12 protein-coding genes and 1 riboswitch are annotated in these 13,377 nt (G+C 67.6%); of the genes, 7 read left to right on the plus strand and 5 right to left on the minus strand.

Annotated features, from left to right (window positions below; translation table 11 throughout):
* Positions 1-361 precede the first annotated feature (361 nt).
* Positions 362-2,383, plus strand: a complete 2,022-nt coding sequence (locus tag G3M57_RS01495) for a heparin lyase I family protein (protein WP_163228485.1) — start codon at positions 362-364, stop codon at positions 2,381-2,383.
* A 94-nt stretch (positions 2,384-2,477) separates the two neighbouring features.
* A riboswitch (ZMP/ZTP riboswitch) is annotated at positions 2,478-2,558 on the plus strand.
* Between the two features lie 28 nt (positions 2,559-2,586).
* Complete coding sequence (gene purH / locus G3M57_RS01500) at positions 2,587-4,176, plus strand: bifunctional phosphoribosylaminoimidazolecarboxamide formyltransferase/IMP cyclohydrolase (protein ID WP_056762315.1); 1,590 nt, start codon at positions 2,587-2,589, stop codon at positions 4,174-4,176.
* Between the two features lie 57 nt (positions 4,177-4,233).
* On the opposite strand, the gene G3M57_RS01505 is transcribed toward purH, so the two are convergent.
* Positions 4,234-5,421, minus strand: a complete 1,188-nt coding sequence (locus G3M57_RS01505; protein WP_163228486.1) for an acetyl-CoA C-acyltransferase — start codon at positions 5,419-5,421, stop codon at positions 4,234-4,236.
* Positions 5,422-5,768: 347 nt separating this feature from the next.
* On the opposite strand from G3M57_RS01505, the gene G3M57_RS01510 reads away from it, so the two are divergent.
* On the plus strand, positions 5,769-8,156 hold the full coding sequence (locus G3M57_RS01510; protein WP_163228487.1) for a TonB-dependent receptor: 2,388 nt from the start codon (positions 5,769-5,771) through the stop codon (positions 8,154-8,156).
* An 84-nt stretch (positions 8,157-8,240) separates the two neighbouring features.
* On the opposite strand, the gene G3M57_RS01515 is transcribed toward G3M57_RS01510, so the two are convergent.
* The 4 genes from G3M57_RS01515 to G3M57_RS01530 all read right to left on the minus strand — a co-directional run bounded on the left by G3M57_RS01515 (position 8,241) and on the right by G3M57_RS01530 (position 10,987).
* Positions 8,241-8,663, minus strand: a complete 423-nt coding sequence (locus G3M57_RS01515) for a YybH family protein (protein WP_163228488.1) — start codon at positions 8,661-8,663, stop codon at positions 8,241-8,243.
* 77 nt (positions 8,664-8,740) lie between these two features.
* On the minus strand, positions 8,741-9,436 hold the full coding sequence (locus G3M57_RS01520) for a TPM domain-containing protein (protein ID WP_163228489.1): 696 nt from the start codon (positions 9,434-9,436) through the stop codon (positions 8,741-8,743).
* A complete protein-coding gene (locus tag G3M57_RS01525) occupies positions 9,436-10,230 on the minus strand; it encodes a TPM domain-containing protein (RefSeq protein ID WP_163233625.1) in 795 nt (264 codons plus the stop codon). The genes G3M57_RS01520 and G3M57_RS01525 overlap by 1 nt, the downstream gene beginning before the upstream one ends.
* 112 nt (positions 10,231-10,342) lie before the next feature.
* Positions 10,343-10,987, minus strand: coding sequence for a LemA family protein (locus G3M57_RS01530; RefSeq protein ID WP_163228490.1), 645 nt, complete (start codon positions 10,985-10,987; stop codon positions 10,343-10,345).
* 255 nt (positions 10,988-11,242) lie between these two features.
* Between G3M57_RS01530 and G3M57_RS01535 the strand changes: the two genes are divergently transcribed.
* The 4 genes from G3M57_RS01535 to G3M57_RS01550 all read left to right on the plus strand — a co-directional run bounded on the left by G3M57_RS01535 (position 11,243) and on the right by G3M57_RS01550 (position 13,346).
* Complete coding sequence (locus G3M57_RS01535) at positions 11,243-11,668, plus strand: hypothetical protein (RefSeq protein ID WP_056762327.1); 426 nt, start codon at positions 11,243-11,245, stop codon at positions 11,666-11,668.
* 205 nt (positions 11,669-11,873) lie between these two features.
* Positions 11,874-12,209 carry a DUF8200 family protein gene (locus tag G3M57_RS01540; protein WP_056762329.1) on the plus strand — a complete coding sequence of 112 codons (336 nt, stop codon included), beginning with the start codon at positions 11,874-11,876 and terminating at the stop codon, positions 12,207-12,209.
* Positions 12,210-12,344: 135 nt separating this feature from the next.
* The gene (locus tag G3M57_RS01545; RefSeq protein WP_056762331.1) at positions 12,345-12,581 is read left to right on the plus strand and encodes a hotdog family protein; all 237 of its coding nucleotides are present in this window, start codon (positions 12,345-12,347) and stop codon (positions 12,579-12,581) included.
* A 210-nt stretch (positions 12,582-12,791) separates the two neighbouring features.
* Positions 12,792-13,346, plus strand: a complete 555-nt coding sequence (locus G3M57_RS01550; RefSeq protein WP_056762334.1) for a F0F1 ATP synthase subunit delta — start codon at positions 12,792-12,794, stop codon at positions 13,344-13,346.
* Positions 13,347-13,377 lie beyond the last annotated feature (31 nt).

Genomic DNA, 13,377 nt, shown 5'->3' on the forward strand with positions numbered 1-13,377 from the left:
CTTAGCAAGTGTCGCAGGGCGCAAGGCCGCGCCGAAGCGACGCATCGACAAAGGCCCGATCGAGATCTCGGCAATCGTTAACGTGTCGCGAGGCTCTGAGCGCTTCCAACTTTGGAGCGCAAGAATTTTGGAGTTTACATAAATTAGAGCACAACTTCTACCGTCTTGATGACTAGACTTAATGTTGTGAGCTTGGAATGTCGTTTATTTACTCAAAATTAACTTAACAGGCGACCTGAAGAGTGAAATTTAGGCCGGGAAATATCTCAATGTTATCTCATTAGGATTCTTTTATCCGCTTTTTTTAAAGGCGAATATAGGACGCTTGGCCATTTTCCCCACGGGTCGGGGAGCAAGGTCCATGAGTTCGGAAAATCAAGTCTATTACGTGCAGAACGTCGGCAACGGCTGGAACTACCAGGTCGCCGACGGCGTCTCTCGGTTCGAAGTGCGGGCAGGCGACAACCTGACCGGCGACGGTCCGACCAAGGAACGCTCGGAGATCGCCAGCGCCGCGAAGCTGCAGGCGGGGCAGACCTACGAGATCAGCTTCAGCGTCATGATCGAACCGGGCGCGAAGAACACCGCCGACTGGATGACGCTGGTTCAGCTGCAATCGACGTTCGACAAGGGCGAGGCCGGCCACAGTCCGGCGTTCGCGCTCGAGATGGTCGGCGACAAGATGCGCGTCGTCACCCGCGATTCCGCCGCGGCGATCTCGACCGAAGCCGACATCCGCTATGTCCGGCACTATACCGACACCGCCGACGTGGTCCGGGGCCAGTGGTACGACTTCAAGATGCAGATCAAGTTCGATCCGTTTGGCCAGGGCCACCTGATGGTCTGGCGCAACGGCGTCGAACTGGTGGATTTCCACGGCGCCCTGGGCTTCAACGACCTGGTGGGGGCCTATTTCAAGGAAGGGGTCTACCGGGAGTCCTCTCCCGAGACCTTCGCGGCGGACTTCAAGGGCCTGTCGATCAAGACGATCAGCGACACGGTCATTCCCCAGCCGTCCAACGTCGGACTCGCCGACAGCGTCGCAGTCGCGCCGGCGGCGGGGACCGTGACGCCCGTGGCGCCCATCACGCCGGCGGCGACCGTGACGCCCGTTGCGCCCCTAACGCCGGTGGCGCCCGTGACGCCTGTAGCGCCTGTAGCGCCGGTAGCGCCCGTGACGTCGGTAGCGCCCACAACACCGGCGGTGACCGTGACGCCCGTAGCGCCCGTAACGCCGGCGACCACCGTGACGCCCGTAGCGCCCATAACGCCGGTAGTGCCGGTGGCGCCGGCGACACCGGTCCATGCTGTCGTGTCGGGGACCGCAAACGCCGACACCCTGACGAGCGCGTCCAAGACCGATATCCTGCACGGCGACGCCGGCAACGACATCCTGATGGCCGCGAACGGCGCCTACGAACTGGACGGCGGGGCGGGCGTCGACACGGTCTCGTTCAAGGGCGCGACCAGCGCCATGGTGGTCGACCTGGGCGTGACCACCGCCCAGACCACCGCCCTGGGTTCGATGACGTTCATCAACATCGAGAACCTGATCGGCGGGTCGGGCGCCGACAAGCTTTCGGGCGACGATTTCGCCAACGTCCTGGACGGCGGGGCCGGCCATGACTTCCTGTACGGCAAGGCCGGAGACGACGTCCTGCATGGCGGCGCCGGCAATGACGTGCTTGATGGCGGCCTGGGCCGCGACACGGGCGATTGGTCCGACATCACGACCGCGATCGTCGGCAACGAAGCGACCGGCGTGGTCGACACCGGCGACGGCTTCATCGACACGGTCAGCTCGATCGAAGTCTGGAAGCTGGGCAGCGGCTCGGACACCCTGGTGACCAAAAGCGCCAGCACCGTCTATGCGGGAGCCGGCAACGACAACCTGTCGGACAGCGGGGCCCAGGCCAACACCTTCTATGGCGAGGCGGGCGACGACCGCATCGACGGCATGGGCGGCAACGACTTCATCAGCGGCGGTGACGGCAATGACCGCCTGCTGGGCGGCAGCGGCAACGACATCCTGGTCGGCGGCGCCGGCGCCGACACGATGGACGGCGGGGCCGGCAAGGACGTCTTCCAGTTCATGGCCATGAGCGACCTGCCGATCGGCAAGTACGAGAGCATCAACGCCTTCGAATCCGGGATCGACAAGCTGGACTTCAGCGCCATCGACGCGGACGGCAAGGCCGGAAACGGCGACACGGCCTTCACCCTGGTGAGCCAGTTCCACGGCGTGGCGGGCGAACTGCTGATTACCCACCCCGCCGGCGCGAACTATTACAACGTCCAGCTCGACAACAACCTGGACCACATCGCCGACGCCACCCTGATCGTCTACGGTCCGACCCTGATGGCCAGCGACTTCATCCTCTGAAACAGGCCGGCTTGGGCCGGTCGGCGGGCGATCAAGCCACGCTCGACCGGCCCAAGACCTGCATTGACTCCCCCGCCGACCCCCGTATTTTCCGCGCCGTCCGCGTGACTGGCGCTAGTGATGGGCAACCATCGGGGAGCGCGGACCTCAACCGCCGCGCGCCTGGGCTCCATTCCGTCGTCAACAGACCCGAGGAGTCCGCCGTGCCCGCCGCCCCCGACTATCCGTCCGCCCCCGATCTCGTCGCCCCCAAGCGGGCCCTGCTGTCGGTGTCCGACAAGACCGGCCTGGTCGAGGCCGCCCAGGTCCTGCATGCGGCCGGGGTCGAGCTGGTCTCGACCGGCGGCACCAAGGCGGCGATCGCCGCGGCCGGCCTGCCGGTCAAGGACGTCTCGGACCTGACGGGCTTTCCGGAGATGATGGACGGCCGGGTCAAGACCCTGCACCCGATCGTGCATGGCGGGCTGCTGGGCGTGCGCGACGCCCCCGAGCACGCCAAGGCCATGGCCGACCACGGCATCGGCGGCATCGATATCCTGTACGTGAATCTCTATCCGTTCGAGGCCACGGTCGCCAAGGGCGGCGACTACGCCGAATGCGTCGAGAACATCGACATCGGCGGCCCGGCCATGATCCGTTCGGCGGCCAAGAACCACGGCTATGTCGCCGTCTGCACCGACCCTTCCGACCTCGCTGAAGTGCTGGAGGCCCTGAAGGCCGGCGGCACCACCCTGGCCCTGCGCCAGACCCTGGCGGCCCGCGCCTACGCTCGCACGGCGGCCTATGACGCGGCGATCTCCACCTGGTTCGCCGCCCAGCTGGGCCAGGACTTCCCGGCCCGCAAGGCGATCGCCGGGACCCTGCGCCAGACCATGCGCTACGGCGAGAACCCGCACCAGAAGGCGGCCTTCTACACCTTCCCCAACCCGCGTCCGGGCGTGGCCACGGCCGCCCAGTTGCAGGGCAAGGAACTCAGCTACAACAACATCAACGACACCGACGCGGCCTTCGAGCTGATCGCCGAGTTCGACCCGGCCGCCGGCCCGGCCGTGGCGATCATCAAGCACGCCAATCCCTGCGGCGTGGCCGTCGGCGCCACCCAGCGCCAGGCCTATGAGCGGGCTCTCGCCTGCGATCCGACCTCGGCCTTCGGCGGCATCGTGGCCGTGAACTCGCGCCTGACCCGTGAGGCCGCCGAGGCGATGGTCGAGATCTTCACCGAGGTGGTCATCGCCCCGGAAGCCGACGACGACGCGATCGCCGTGTTCGCGGCCAAGAAGAACCTGCGCCTGCTGGTGACCGGCGGCCTGCCCGACGCGCTGTCGACGGGCGATACGTTCAAGTCGGTGGCCGGCGGCTTCCTGGTCCAGTCGCGCGACGACGCCCGGATCAAGGCTTCGGACCTGAAGATCGTAACCAAACGCCAGCCCACGGACGAGGAAGTGCGCGACATGCTGTTCGCCTTCACGGTCGGCAAGCACGTCAAGTCCAACGCCATCGTCTACGCCCGCGCCGGCCAGACCCTGGGGGTCGGGGCGGGCCAGATGAACCGCAAGGACAGCGCCCGCATCGCCGCCCTTCGGGCGGCTGATTTCGGCTTGGATCTGAAGGGCTGCGCCTGCGCCTCGGAAGCCTTCTTCCCGTTCGCCGACGGCCTGATCCAGGCGGCGGAGGCCGGGGCCACGGCGATCATCCAGCCGGGCGGCTCGATGCGCGATCCCGAGGTGATCGAGGCCGCCGACAAGCTGGGCCTGACCATGGCCTTCACCGGCGTGCGGGTGTTCCGCCACTAAGGCCGGCGTCTGACAACGCGACGGGGACAGGCGCCTGCGCCTGTCCCCGTGCGGGTCCTAGAAGATCTCGAACAGCCCGGCCGCGCCCATGCCGCCGCCGATGCACATGGTCACCACGCCCAGCTTGGCCTTGCGGCGCTTGCCTTCCAGCAGCAGGTGACCGGCGCAGCGGGCCCCGGTCATGCCGAACGGGTGGCCGATGGCGATCGAGCCGCCGTTGACGTTGTACTTCTCCGGATCGATGCCCAGGCGGTCGCGGCTGTAGAGGCATTGGCTGGCGAAGGCCTCGTTCAGCTCCCACAGGTCGATGTCGTCGACCTTCAGGCCATGACGTTCCAAGAGGCGCGGCACGGCGAAGACCGGGCCGATGCCCATCTCGTCGGGCTCGCAGCCGGCGATGGCGAAGCCCTTGAACAGGCCTAGCGGCTCGAGGTTGCGGCGCGCGGCCTCCTTGGCCTCCATCACCACCACGGCCGCCGCGCCGTCGGACAGCTGGCTGGCGTTGCCGGCGGTGACGAAGTTGCCCGGACCCTTGACCGGCTCCAGCTTGGCCAGGCCTTCCAGGGTGGTTTCGGGACGATTGCACTCGTCCTTGGTGACCACATAATCGACCAGGCTCTCTTCCTTGGTCTCCTTGTTGACCACCTTCATCTGGGTGGCCATCGGCACGATTTCCTGGTCGAACAAGCCGCTGGCTTGCGCGGCGGCGATCCGCTGCTGGCTGCGCAGCGAATATTCGTCCTGGTATTCGCGGCTGATGTTGTAGCGCTTGGCGACGATGTCGGCGGTGTCGATCATCGCCATCCACAGGGCCGGCTTCTCGCGCATCAGCTTTTCCTCGGTGATGTGGAAGCGGTTCATGTGGCCGCCCCCCTGCACCAGCGAGATCGACTCCACCCCGCCGCCGACGGCGACCGGCGCGCCATCGTTGCGGACATAGTTGGCGGCGGTGGCGATGGCCTGCAGGCCCGAGGAGCAGAAGCGGTTGACGGTCTGGCCCGAGGTGGTGACCGGCAGGCCGGCCCAGATGGCGGCGTTGCGGGCCACGTTCATGCCCGTGGCGCCTTCGGGACCGCCGCAGCCCAGGACCACGTCCTCGACCTCGGCGCCGTCCAGCCTGGCGCGCGACACCGCGTGCTGGATGGCGTGGCCGGCCATGGCCGCGCCGTGGGTGTTGTTGAACCCGCCGCGGTTGGACTTGGCCAGGCCGGTCCGGGCGTAAGAGACGATGACCGCTTCGCGCATGGGCGCTCTCCCCTTTAAACGTTAGTTTGAATTGGCGGCCACCCTAGACCGGGATTTCCGTCCGCGAAAGGTCACGCGAACGTAAAGCGGAGATCCGCCGAAAAGCCGGTTTGCGTGCGGTAGCGCTAACAGTTCCAGGCAGACCTATAAAGCTTGACCATTGGCGAGGGGCCTCGCCAAGACCACGCCGGCATTGTTGCGCCGATCTCACGCTCCGCATTAAAGATTCGAGGTTTCGAACTTCTGGTTTGCTTTGGTGTTGACTTTCAATGATTCGGCCAAGAACGCTCAGGTTGCGGTCGAAAATTGAAAATCCAAGAGCCGCCGGGATGAAACGGGAGGAACTCATGCGTCTTGAGACCCATCGTCGGGGCGCGCGACGCGCGCTGCTGGCCGCCACTTCACTGGCGGCGCTCGTCGTCCCGCCGGCGGTCGCCTCCGCCCAGGACCGGACGGACGTGGTCGAGGAGATCATCGTCACCGCCACCAAGCGCGACGCCACCATCCTGGACGTGCCGTTCTCGATCAACGCCCAAAGCCAGGCCGACATCCAGAAGTCCGGCGCGGTGACCCTGGAGGACCTGTCGCGCAACGTCGCCGGCCTGACGATCCAGAACCTCGGGCCCGGCCAGAGCCAGGTGTCGGTGCGCGGCGTCTCGGCCGGCCAGGTGGTCCGCGACCAGCCGGGCGTCAAGGAGCAGGTCGGGGTCTATCTCGACGAGTCGGTGATCTCGCTGTCGCTGTTCACCCCGGACATCGACCTGTTCGACCTGAACCGCGTCGAGACCCTGCGCGGGCCGCAGGGCACGCTGTTCGGCTCGGGCTCGGTGGGCGGCACGATCCGCTACATCACCAACCAGCCCAAGCTCGGCGCCTATGAAGGCACGGTCGAGGCCAATTTCAACACGCTGAAGGGCGGCGACGTCGGCGGCTATGTGAAGGGCGCCGTCAACCTGCCGCTGTCGGACAAGGCCGCCCTACGAGTGGTGGGCTACGACACCGAGTATGGCGGCTTCGTCGACGCCCTGGGCGAGGGCGGCGCGCGCAAGAACAACGTCAACGACGGCTATCGCCGCGGCGGCCGGGTGTCGCTGCTGTTCAAGCCGACCGAAGACATCACCATCACCCCACGCCTGGTCTACCAGAAGATCCACGCCGGCGGCTTCAACCGCCAGGAGGCGTTCAACCTGTTCGCCAACCCGTTCACCACCACCCGTCCGGCGATCACCCTGGGCGAGCGCGAGCAGTACCTGCTGCTGGACGAGAGCTTCGGCGACAAGACTTTCCTGGGCGACCTGACCGCCTCGTTCGGCTTCAACGGGCTGAAGCTGACCTCGGTGACCAGCTATATCGACCGCAAGATCGCCGTGAACCGCGACGCCAGCGCCCTGAGCGGCAGCGTGTCGGTGGACCTGGGCTTCCCGGCGGCGGCGGTCACCCTGCCGTCCAAGCTGGTCGACACCACCGACCTGGAGCAGTTCACCCAGGAAGCGCGCCTCGGCTCCGACGGCGACGGCCCGTTCCAGTGGCTGGTCGGGGCGTTCTACTCGAAGGTCGACCGGGTCTATAACCAACGCCTGCCCACGCCCGGCTACGACGCCTATACCGACGCCACCCTGGGGGCGGGCACCTCGGCCGCGGTGGCCAACGGCTTCCCGGCCAACTCGCCCTACAACGCCTCGCTGCCCTACAAGATCAAGCAGAAGGCGGTGTTCGGCGAGGCCAGCTACGAGATTCAGAAGCTGACGATCACCGCCGGCGGCCGCTACTACGATTTCAGCGAGAACCGCCGCTTCACCTCCGGCGGCCTGTTCGCCAACGGCGACGACCAGGTGGACAAGACGTCGTCCGACGGCTTCACCCCGCGGCTGCTGCTCAGCTACAAGGCCAATCCAGGCCTGACCTTCAACGCACAGGCGTCCAAGGGCTTCCGGCTGGGCGGGGTCAACGACCCGCTGAACCTGCCGCTGTGCACCCCGGCCGACGCGGCGATCTTCGGCGGCTTCCAGGCCTACGACGACGAGACGCTGTGGAACTACGAGGGCGGGGTCAAGACCCGGATGGGCGGCGTCACCTTCAACGGGGCGGTGTTCTATACCGACATTAAGAACCTGCAGACCACGCTGGACGCCGGCTCGTGCTCGTCGCGCGTGGTGTTCAACGTGCCCAAGGCCCACACCAAGGGGATCGAGGGCGAGCTGTCGGCCCGCCTGGCGCCGGGCTTCGACCTCAAGGTTTCGGGCAGCCTGCTGGAGGCCGAGTTTGATTCCACGGTGCGCGACGGCACGGGCGCGGTGATCGGCGGCATCCGCGAAGGCAACCGCTTGCCGTCAGTGCCCAAATTCCAGATCTCGGTCAGCGCCACCTATACGCGGACCCTGACCGAGACGATGGACGGCTATGTCACCGCCTCGTTCCAGCACGTGGGCAATCGCTACACCCAGGCCAGCGACCAGGAGAACAATCCACGCTCGTTCGTCTCGGGCCTGCCGTTCGGCGGAGCCTCCGGCAATGACGCCACGGTGCTGAACCTGCAGTTGCCCAGCTACGACATCATCAATCTCAGCGCCGGGGTGCAGATGGACGACGGCCTGGACATCATCGCCTACGTCAACAACGTATCCGACGAGAACGCCCTGCTGTCGTTCGATCGCGAGCGCGGCGGCCGCGCCCGGCTGGGCTATTCGATCGGCCAGCCGCGCACGGCGGGCCTGACGATCCGCAAGTCGTTCTAGGGGCCGGGGACACGCCCTCGCGGCGTGTCCCTTTTCACGCGCGGCGCCAGTTTGCGGGACACGCCGCGAGGGCATGTCCCCGATCTATTGTCCCGGCGGCTTCGCCTCGGCCAGCGGATCGGCGTGGCGGTGGATCATTTTCCAGGCGCCGTCCTCGCGGCGGAAGATCTCGGTGATCCGCAGGTGCATCTCGACCGGCTGGTCGTGGCCGGCGAACCGCACCGTGGCGTGCTGCAGGCCGATCCAGTAGGCCAGGTCGCCGCTGGCCTGGCTGTGCAGGATCTCCAGTTGGGTCTCGCCGCCAGCCGCGAAGCTGCGGGCGCCGCGGGCGTTGACGGCGGTCACGTGGCCCGCGCCTTCCTCGCGCCCGCCGCTGGGCGGGAAGAAGGTGGCGGGATTGGCCTGGGCGGCGATCTCGCCCAGCGGTCCGGCGTCGCCGTTGACATAGGCCTGGGCGACGCGCCGGCGCTGATCGAGGAAGGCGGTGAAGTCGGTCTCGTCGGTCATCGAAGCCTCCTGAAGCGTCACGCCCAGAACGCGCGGGGGCGCCAAACGCACCCTCCCTCCCTATGGAACAGGGTTCTCTATTTTGGCAACACCGTCAGCCCGTCCGGCAGTTCGTTGCGGTCGTCGGGGCGGGGCGGGGCGTGGGCGGCCAGGATGGCGCCGGCCCGGACGATGGCGGCCACGAAGCCGTCGGCGATGGCCCCGCGCTTGAGGCCGGCGACCAGGTCGGCCACCACCTCGTCCCACACCCCGCTCGGCGCGGCGGCGTGGACGCCGTCGTCGGCGATCACCTCGACCCGGTGCTCGGCCAGGGCGGCGAAGATCAGCACCCCGGTGCGCTCGCGGGTCAGGTGCAGGTCCTTGGCCATGAAGTAGTCCAGCGCCGCCCGGCGCACCCGGGCCTTCTTGATGCCGGAGGGGATCAGCGCGCGGCGCACGGCCGGGATCGAGACCAGGGCGGCGACGACGGCGAAGATCGCCGCCTGCAGGCCGACATAGGTCAGCAGGGCCGACAGGATGGCCACGTCCTGGGCGGCCGCGTGGCCGATGCTCCAGCCGCCGAACAGCCGGCTCAGCATCTCGGGCCGGAAGCCTGCCAGCAGGGCCAGGGCCGGCAGCAGCAGGGCCGCGCTGGTCGCCCAGATCAGCGGGACCGCGCGGTCGTCGCCGACCTCGGGGGCCAGCACGCAATAGATCTCGCCGGCGGTGGTCTTCTCGGCCTGGGCCACCGCCTGGGCGATGCGGTCCTGATCGGCTTGCGAAAGTGTCTTCATCACCAACTTCCCGAGGAGCCGCCGCCGCCGAACGAGCCGCCGCCGCCGGAGAATCCGCCGCCCCCGCCGCCGTCGCTCCAGCCGCCGCCTCCGCCGCGGCCGCCGCTGAGCATGCCGTTCAGGATGATCCAGGGCAGGGCCGAGCCCAGGCCGCCGCCGCGACGTCCGCGACGGCCGAACACCTGGCTGAGCACCACGATGACGACGAACAGGACCAGCAGGGCCAGGATCGGCGAGGGGCCGGCGCTCCGCTCGGCCTGCTGCGACACCTTGAAGGCCTGGGCCGCCTTGGTCCTGGCCTCCTCGTCGGGCAGGGCCAGCTGGGCGATGACCGCGTCGGTCCCGGCGACGACCCCGCCCTCCAGGTCCCCGGCCTTGAACTTCGGCAGGATGGCGGTCTGGATGATGACGCTGGACAGGGCGTCGGTCAGGATCGGCTCCAGGCCGTAGCCGACCTCGATGCGCACCTTGCGCTCGGTCGGGGCGACGATCAGCAGGGCGCCGGTGTTGGTCCCTTTCTGGCCGATGCCCCAGGTGCGGCCCAGCTGGTAGCCGTAGTCCTCGATCTCGTAGCCCTGCAGGCTGGGCACGGTGGCCACCACCAGCTGGCGGCCGGTGGTCTTCTCCAGGCTCTCCAGCTTGGTGGTCAGCTCGGCCTCGACCGCCGGCGACAGGATGTTGGCGCTATCGACGACGCGTCCGCTCAGGGCGGGGAAGGTCGGGCCGGCGGCCAGGGCGGGGAGGGCGAAAAGCACGGCGACCGCCGCCAACAGCCCGCCCACGGCTCCCCTCATCCCGGCGAAGGCCGGGACCCGGGGGAGCTGGCCGATCAAGGCGCTGCGCCCCGACCGGAGACCCGGCGTGGGTCCCGGCCTTCGCCGGGATGAAGGAAGGGAGAGGAACAACCTACTGCGCCGGGCCGGGCTGGGTGTTCACCGCCGGGGCCGCGGGCGCGTCGAAGCTGACGTTCGGCGCCGACTGGGCGTTGGCGGTGGCCTGGAACAGCTGGGCCGGCTTCTGGGAGCCGTACAGGGTCTTGGCCCAGATGATGCTGGGGAAGGTCCGCAACGTGGTGTTGTAGACCTGGGCGGTGTTGTTGTAGTCGCGCCGGGCGATCGCGATGCGGTTCTCGGTGCCCTCCAGCTGGCTCTGCAGGGCCAGGAAGTTCTGGTTCGACTTCAGCTCCGGATAGCTCTCCTGGATCATCATCAGCCGGCCCAGCACGCCCGACAGCTTGTCCTGGGCGGCGGCGTACTGCCGGAACTGGGCCGGGTCGGTGATGGTCGAGGCGTCGACCTTGACCTGGGTGGCGCTGGCCCGCGCCTCGGTGACCGCGGTCAGCACGCCCTTCTCCTGGGCCGCGTAACCCTTCACGGTCGCCACCAGGTTGGGGATCAGGTCGGCGCGCCGCTGGTACTGGTTCTGCACCTCGGCCCAGGCGGTCTTGGTCGCCTCGTCCTGGGTGGGGATGGTGTTGATCCCGCAGCCGGCCAGGAACAGGCTGACGGCGATGACGGGGGCGAGACGGGTGAGGGTTCTGAGCATCCGCATGAAGTCCCTTCGGGCCTGATTGGATCCGGACGTAGCGCCGTATGTCGCTCTTGGCGGTGGTTGGACGCACACTAAGGGCCAGCTTCGCGCCGATGCAAACGCGATGACGACCTGTGCGTGCATTCTCGCGCAATGCGCGCGTTTGTCATCCTTGAAACGTCAGCGGGCGCCCTGCTCGGGGTCGGGCCGTCTTGCGACAATCGGTCGCCAACGGCCTTAATCCGGCGCTCACCTAGACGCGGCAGGATCGCATCCATGATCATGATGGCCGCCTGCGCCGTACTGGGAGCCGTGCTTGGCCTCTACGCCAAGCCGCGCTGGCTGGGCGTGGCCATCGCCCTGGTCCTGGTCGCGGCGATCGAAGGCGGCGACCGCCTTTTCATTGGCCTGATCGACGAACAGCCCAACCGAGAACTGCTGATCGGCCGCCTGCAGGCGATCTTCGGCGAGACCTGGCTGGAGGCCTTCGGACCGACGGCGGCGGCCGTGGCCGGCGCGGCGTTCGCCGCGATCATGGGCAAGGTCCTGGAGCGCGAAAGCCGGATCGTGGTGATCAACGCCGACGAGATCCGCCGCAAGGCCGGCAAGGACGGCCGATACGCCCGCCTGGAGGGCATGATCCAGGACCGGGCCGCTCCCACCGCGGCCAAGGGCCGTTTCGACTCGATCCTCGGGCAATAGCCCAAAACGCCGTTTCATTAAAAAATGCTCATGCGAAATAAAATCCGCTTGCGCTATTTCTGAACACTGGTATCTAAGCAGTGCTTAGTTCTGAGCCGACGCCCCCGGTGGGGATACCGGCGCTGACATCCCCGGCTTGGAACGCCCAGTACAGCTTATCGCCGATCATTCGATCCAACTCCCCTGTACACGCTGGAGGGCTCCCATGAAGCTCCAATCCCTGGCGGCCGCCGCCGCCCTGACGACCTGCCTGTTCGCCGGCTCGGCCTTCGCCGATGGCCGCATCGCCGTCGCCCTTGAAAACCCGCTCGCCGCCAAGACCAAGGTCGTCGCCGGCGGCGCCGTCTTCGTCTGCGAAGGCGCCGAGTGCGTCTCGACCGCCGCCCCGTCGCGGGCCCTGACCGCCGTCTCGTGCAAGGCCCTCGCCAAGGAAGTCGGCCGCGTGGCGGCCTTCGGGGGCGAGACCAAGTCGCTGGACGCCGACGACCTGACCCGCTGCAACGCGTCGGCCAAGGCCGGCGTGCAGACGGCCGAGAAGTAATCCGGCCGTTTAGTACCCGGACGCCTTGGGGCCTCCCGCCCCGTCCGGCTGTTTCCTCGAGCATTCGCCTGATGGGGCGGCGGACCGGTTCCGCCGCCCTTTTTCTTCCGACAGGTTCGCACTAAGGGATCTAGCATGACCGCCTCGACCGCCGCCCTGCTGGAAGACGCCCTGCGCCAGGCCGCCGGGGCCGACGCCGAACCGGCCTCGATGATCATCGACTACGCCGCCGCCGGACCGGTCTCCGCCCACAGGGCCTGGATCGAGCGCGCGACCCGCAGCCTGGTCTTCGCCCAGGCCGAGGCCCGTACCGAGGACGGAAATTTGGTGGCCGCCGCCTCGGCTGTGTTCCGCAGGGTCACGCACGGCTAGCGGACCGCTTTTCCGAAACACCGCCGCACCTTACGCATTGGCCTTGGTTGCGACTGCGAAGGCTGCGTGTTATCAGGCGCGCGGCTTCGGACAGGGCAGCGCGTCAGCGCCGGCCGTCCATGCGCTTTTCTAGAGCGCGCTCAAGCCTTTAAGCCGGGACGAGGGTTAATCTTCTTGTCCGCGGCGATTGCAACGCACCGGGCGGAACAAGTGGCGGACGAAACCAAGGCGACGGATGCGGGTCAGCGCTATGCGCAGTCCCTCTTCGAACTGACGATCGAGAGCAACCAGCTGGTCCAGGTCGAGGCCGACCTGAAGGCGCTGCGCACGATGGTGGCGCAGAGCGCCGACCTGCGTCGCCTGATCGACAGCCCGGCCTTCTCGGCCGAGGACAAGGCCAAGGGCCTGACCGCCGTGGCCGCCAAGGCCCAGTTCCAGCTGCTGACCGCCAAGTTCCTGGGCCTGGTGGCCAGCAACGGCCGGTCCGGCGACCTGCTGGGCGCCATCAGCGCCTTTGTCGAGCTGTCGGCCCAGCACCGTGGCGTCGTCACCGCCGAGGTGACCACGGCCAAGGCCCTGACCGCCGCCCAGCTGAAGGGCGTGTCGGCCGCCGTCGCCGCCGCCGTCGGCAAGACCCCTGAAATCTCGACCCGCGTCGATCCGTCCATCCTGGGCGGCATCAAGGTGCGTGTCGGCTCCCGCCTGTTCGATGCTTCGCTCCGTTCGAAGCTCGATTCCCTGAAATTCGCCCTGAAGCGCGCCTAACGCTTTATAAGCGCGCCCTAAAGATAAAACG

The sequence above is a fragment of the Caulobacter rhizosphaerae genome (assembly GCF_010977555.1).
Classification (GTDB): Bacteria; Pseudomonadota; Alphaproteobacteria; order Caulobacterales; family Caulobacteraceae; genus Caulobacter; species Caulobacter rhizosphaerae.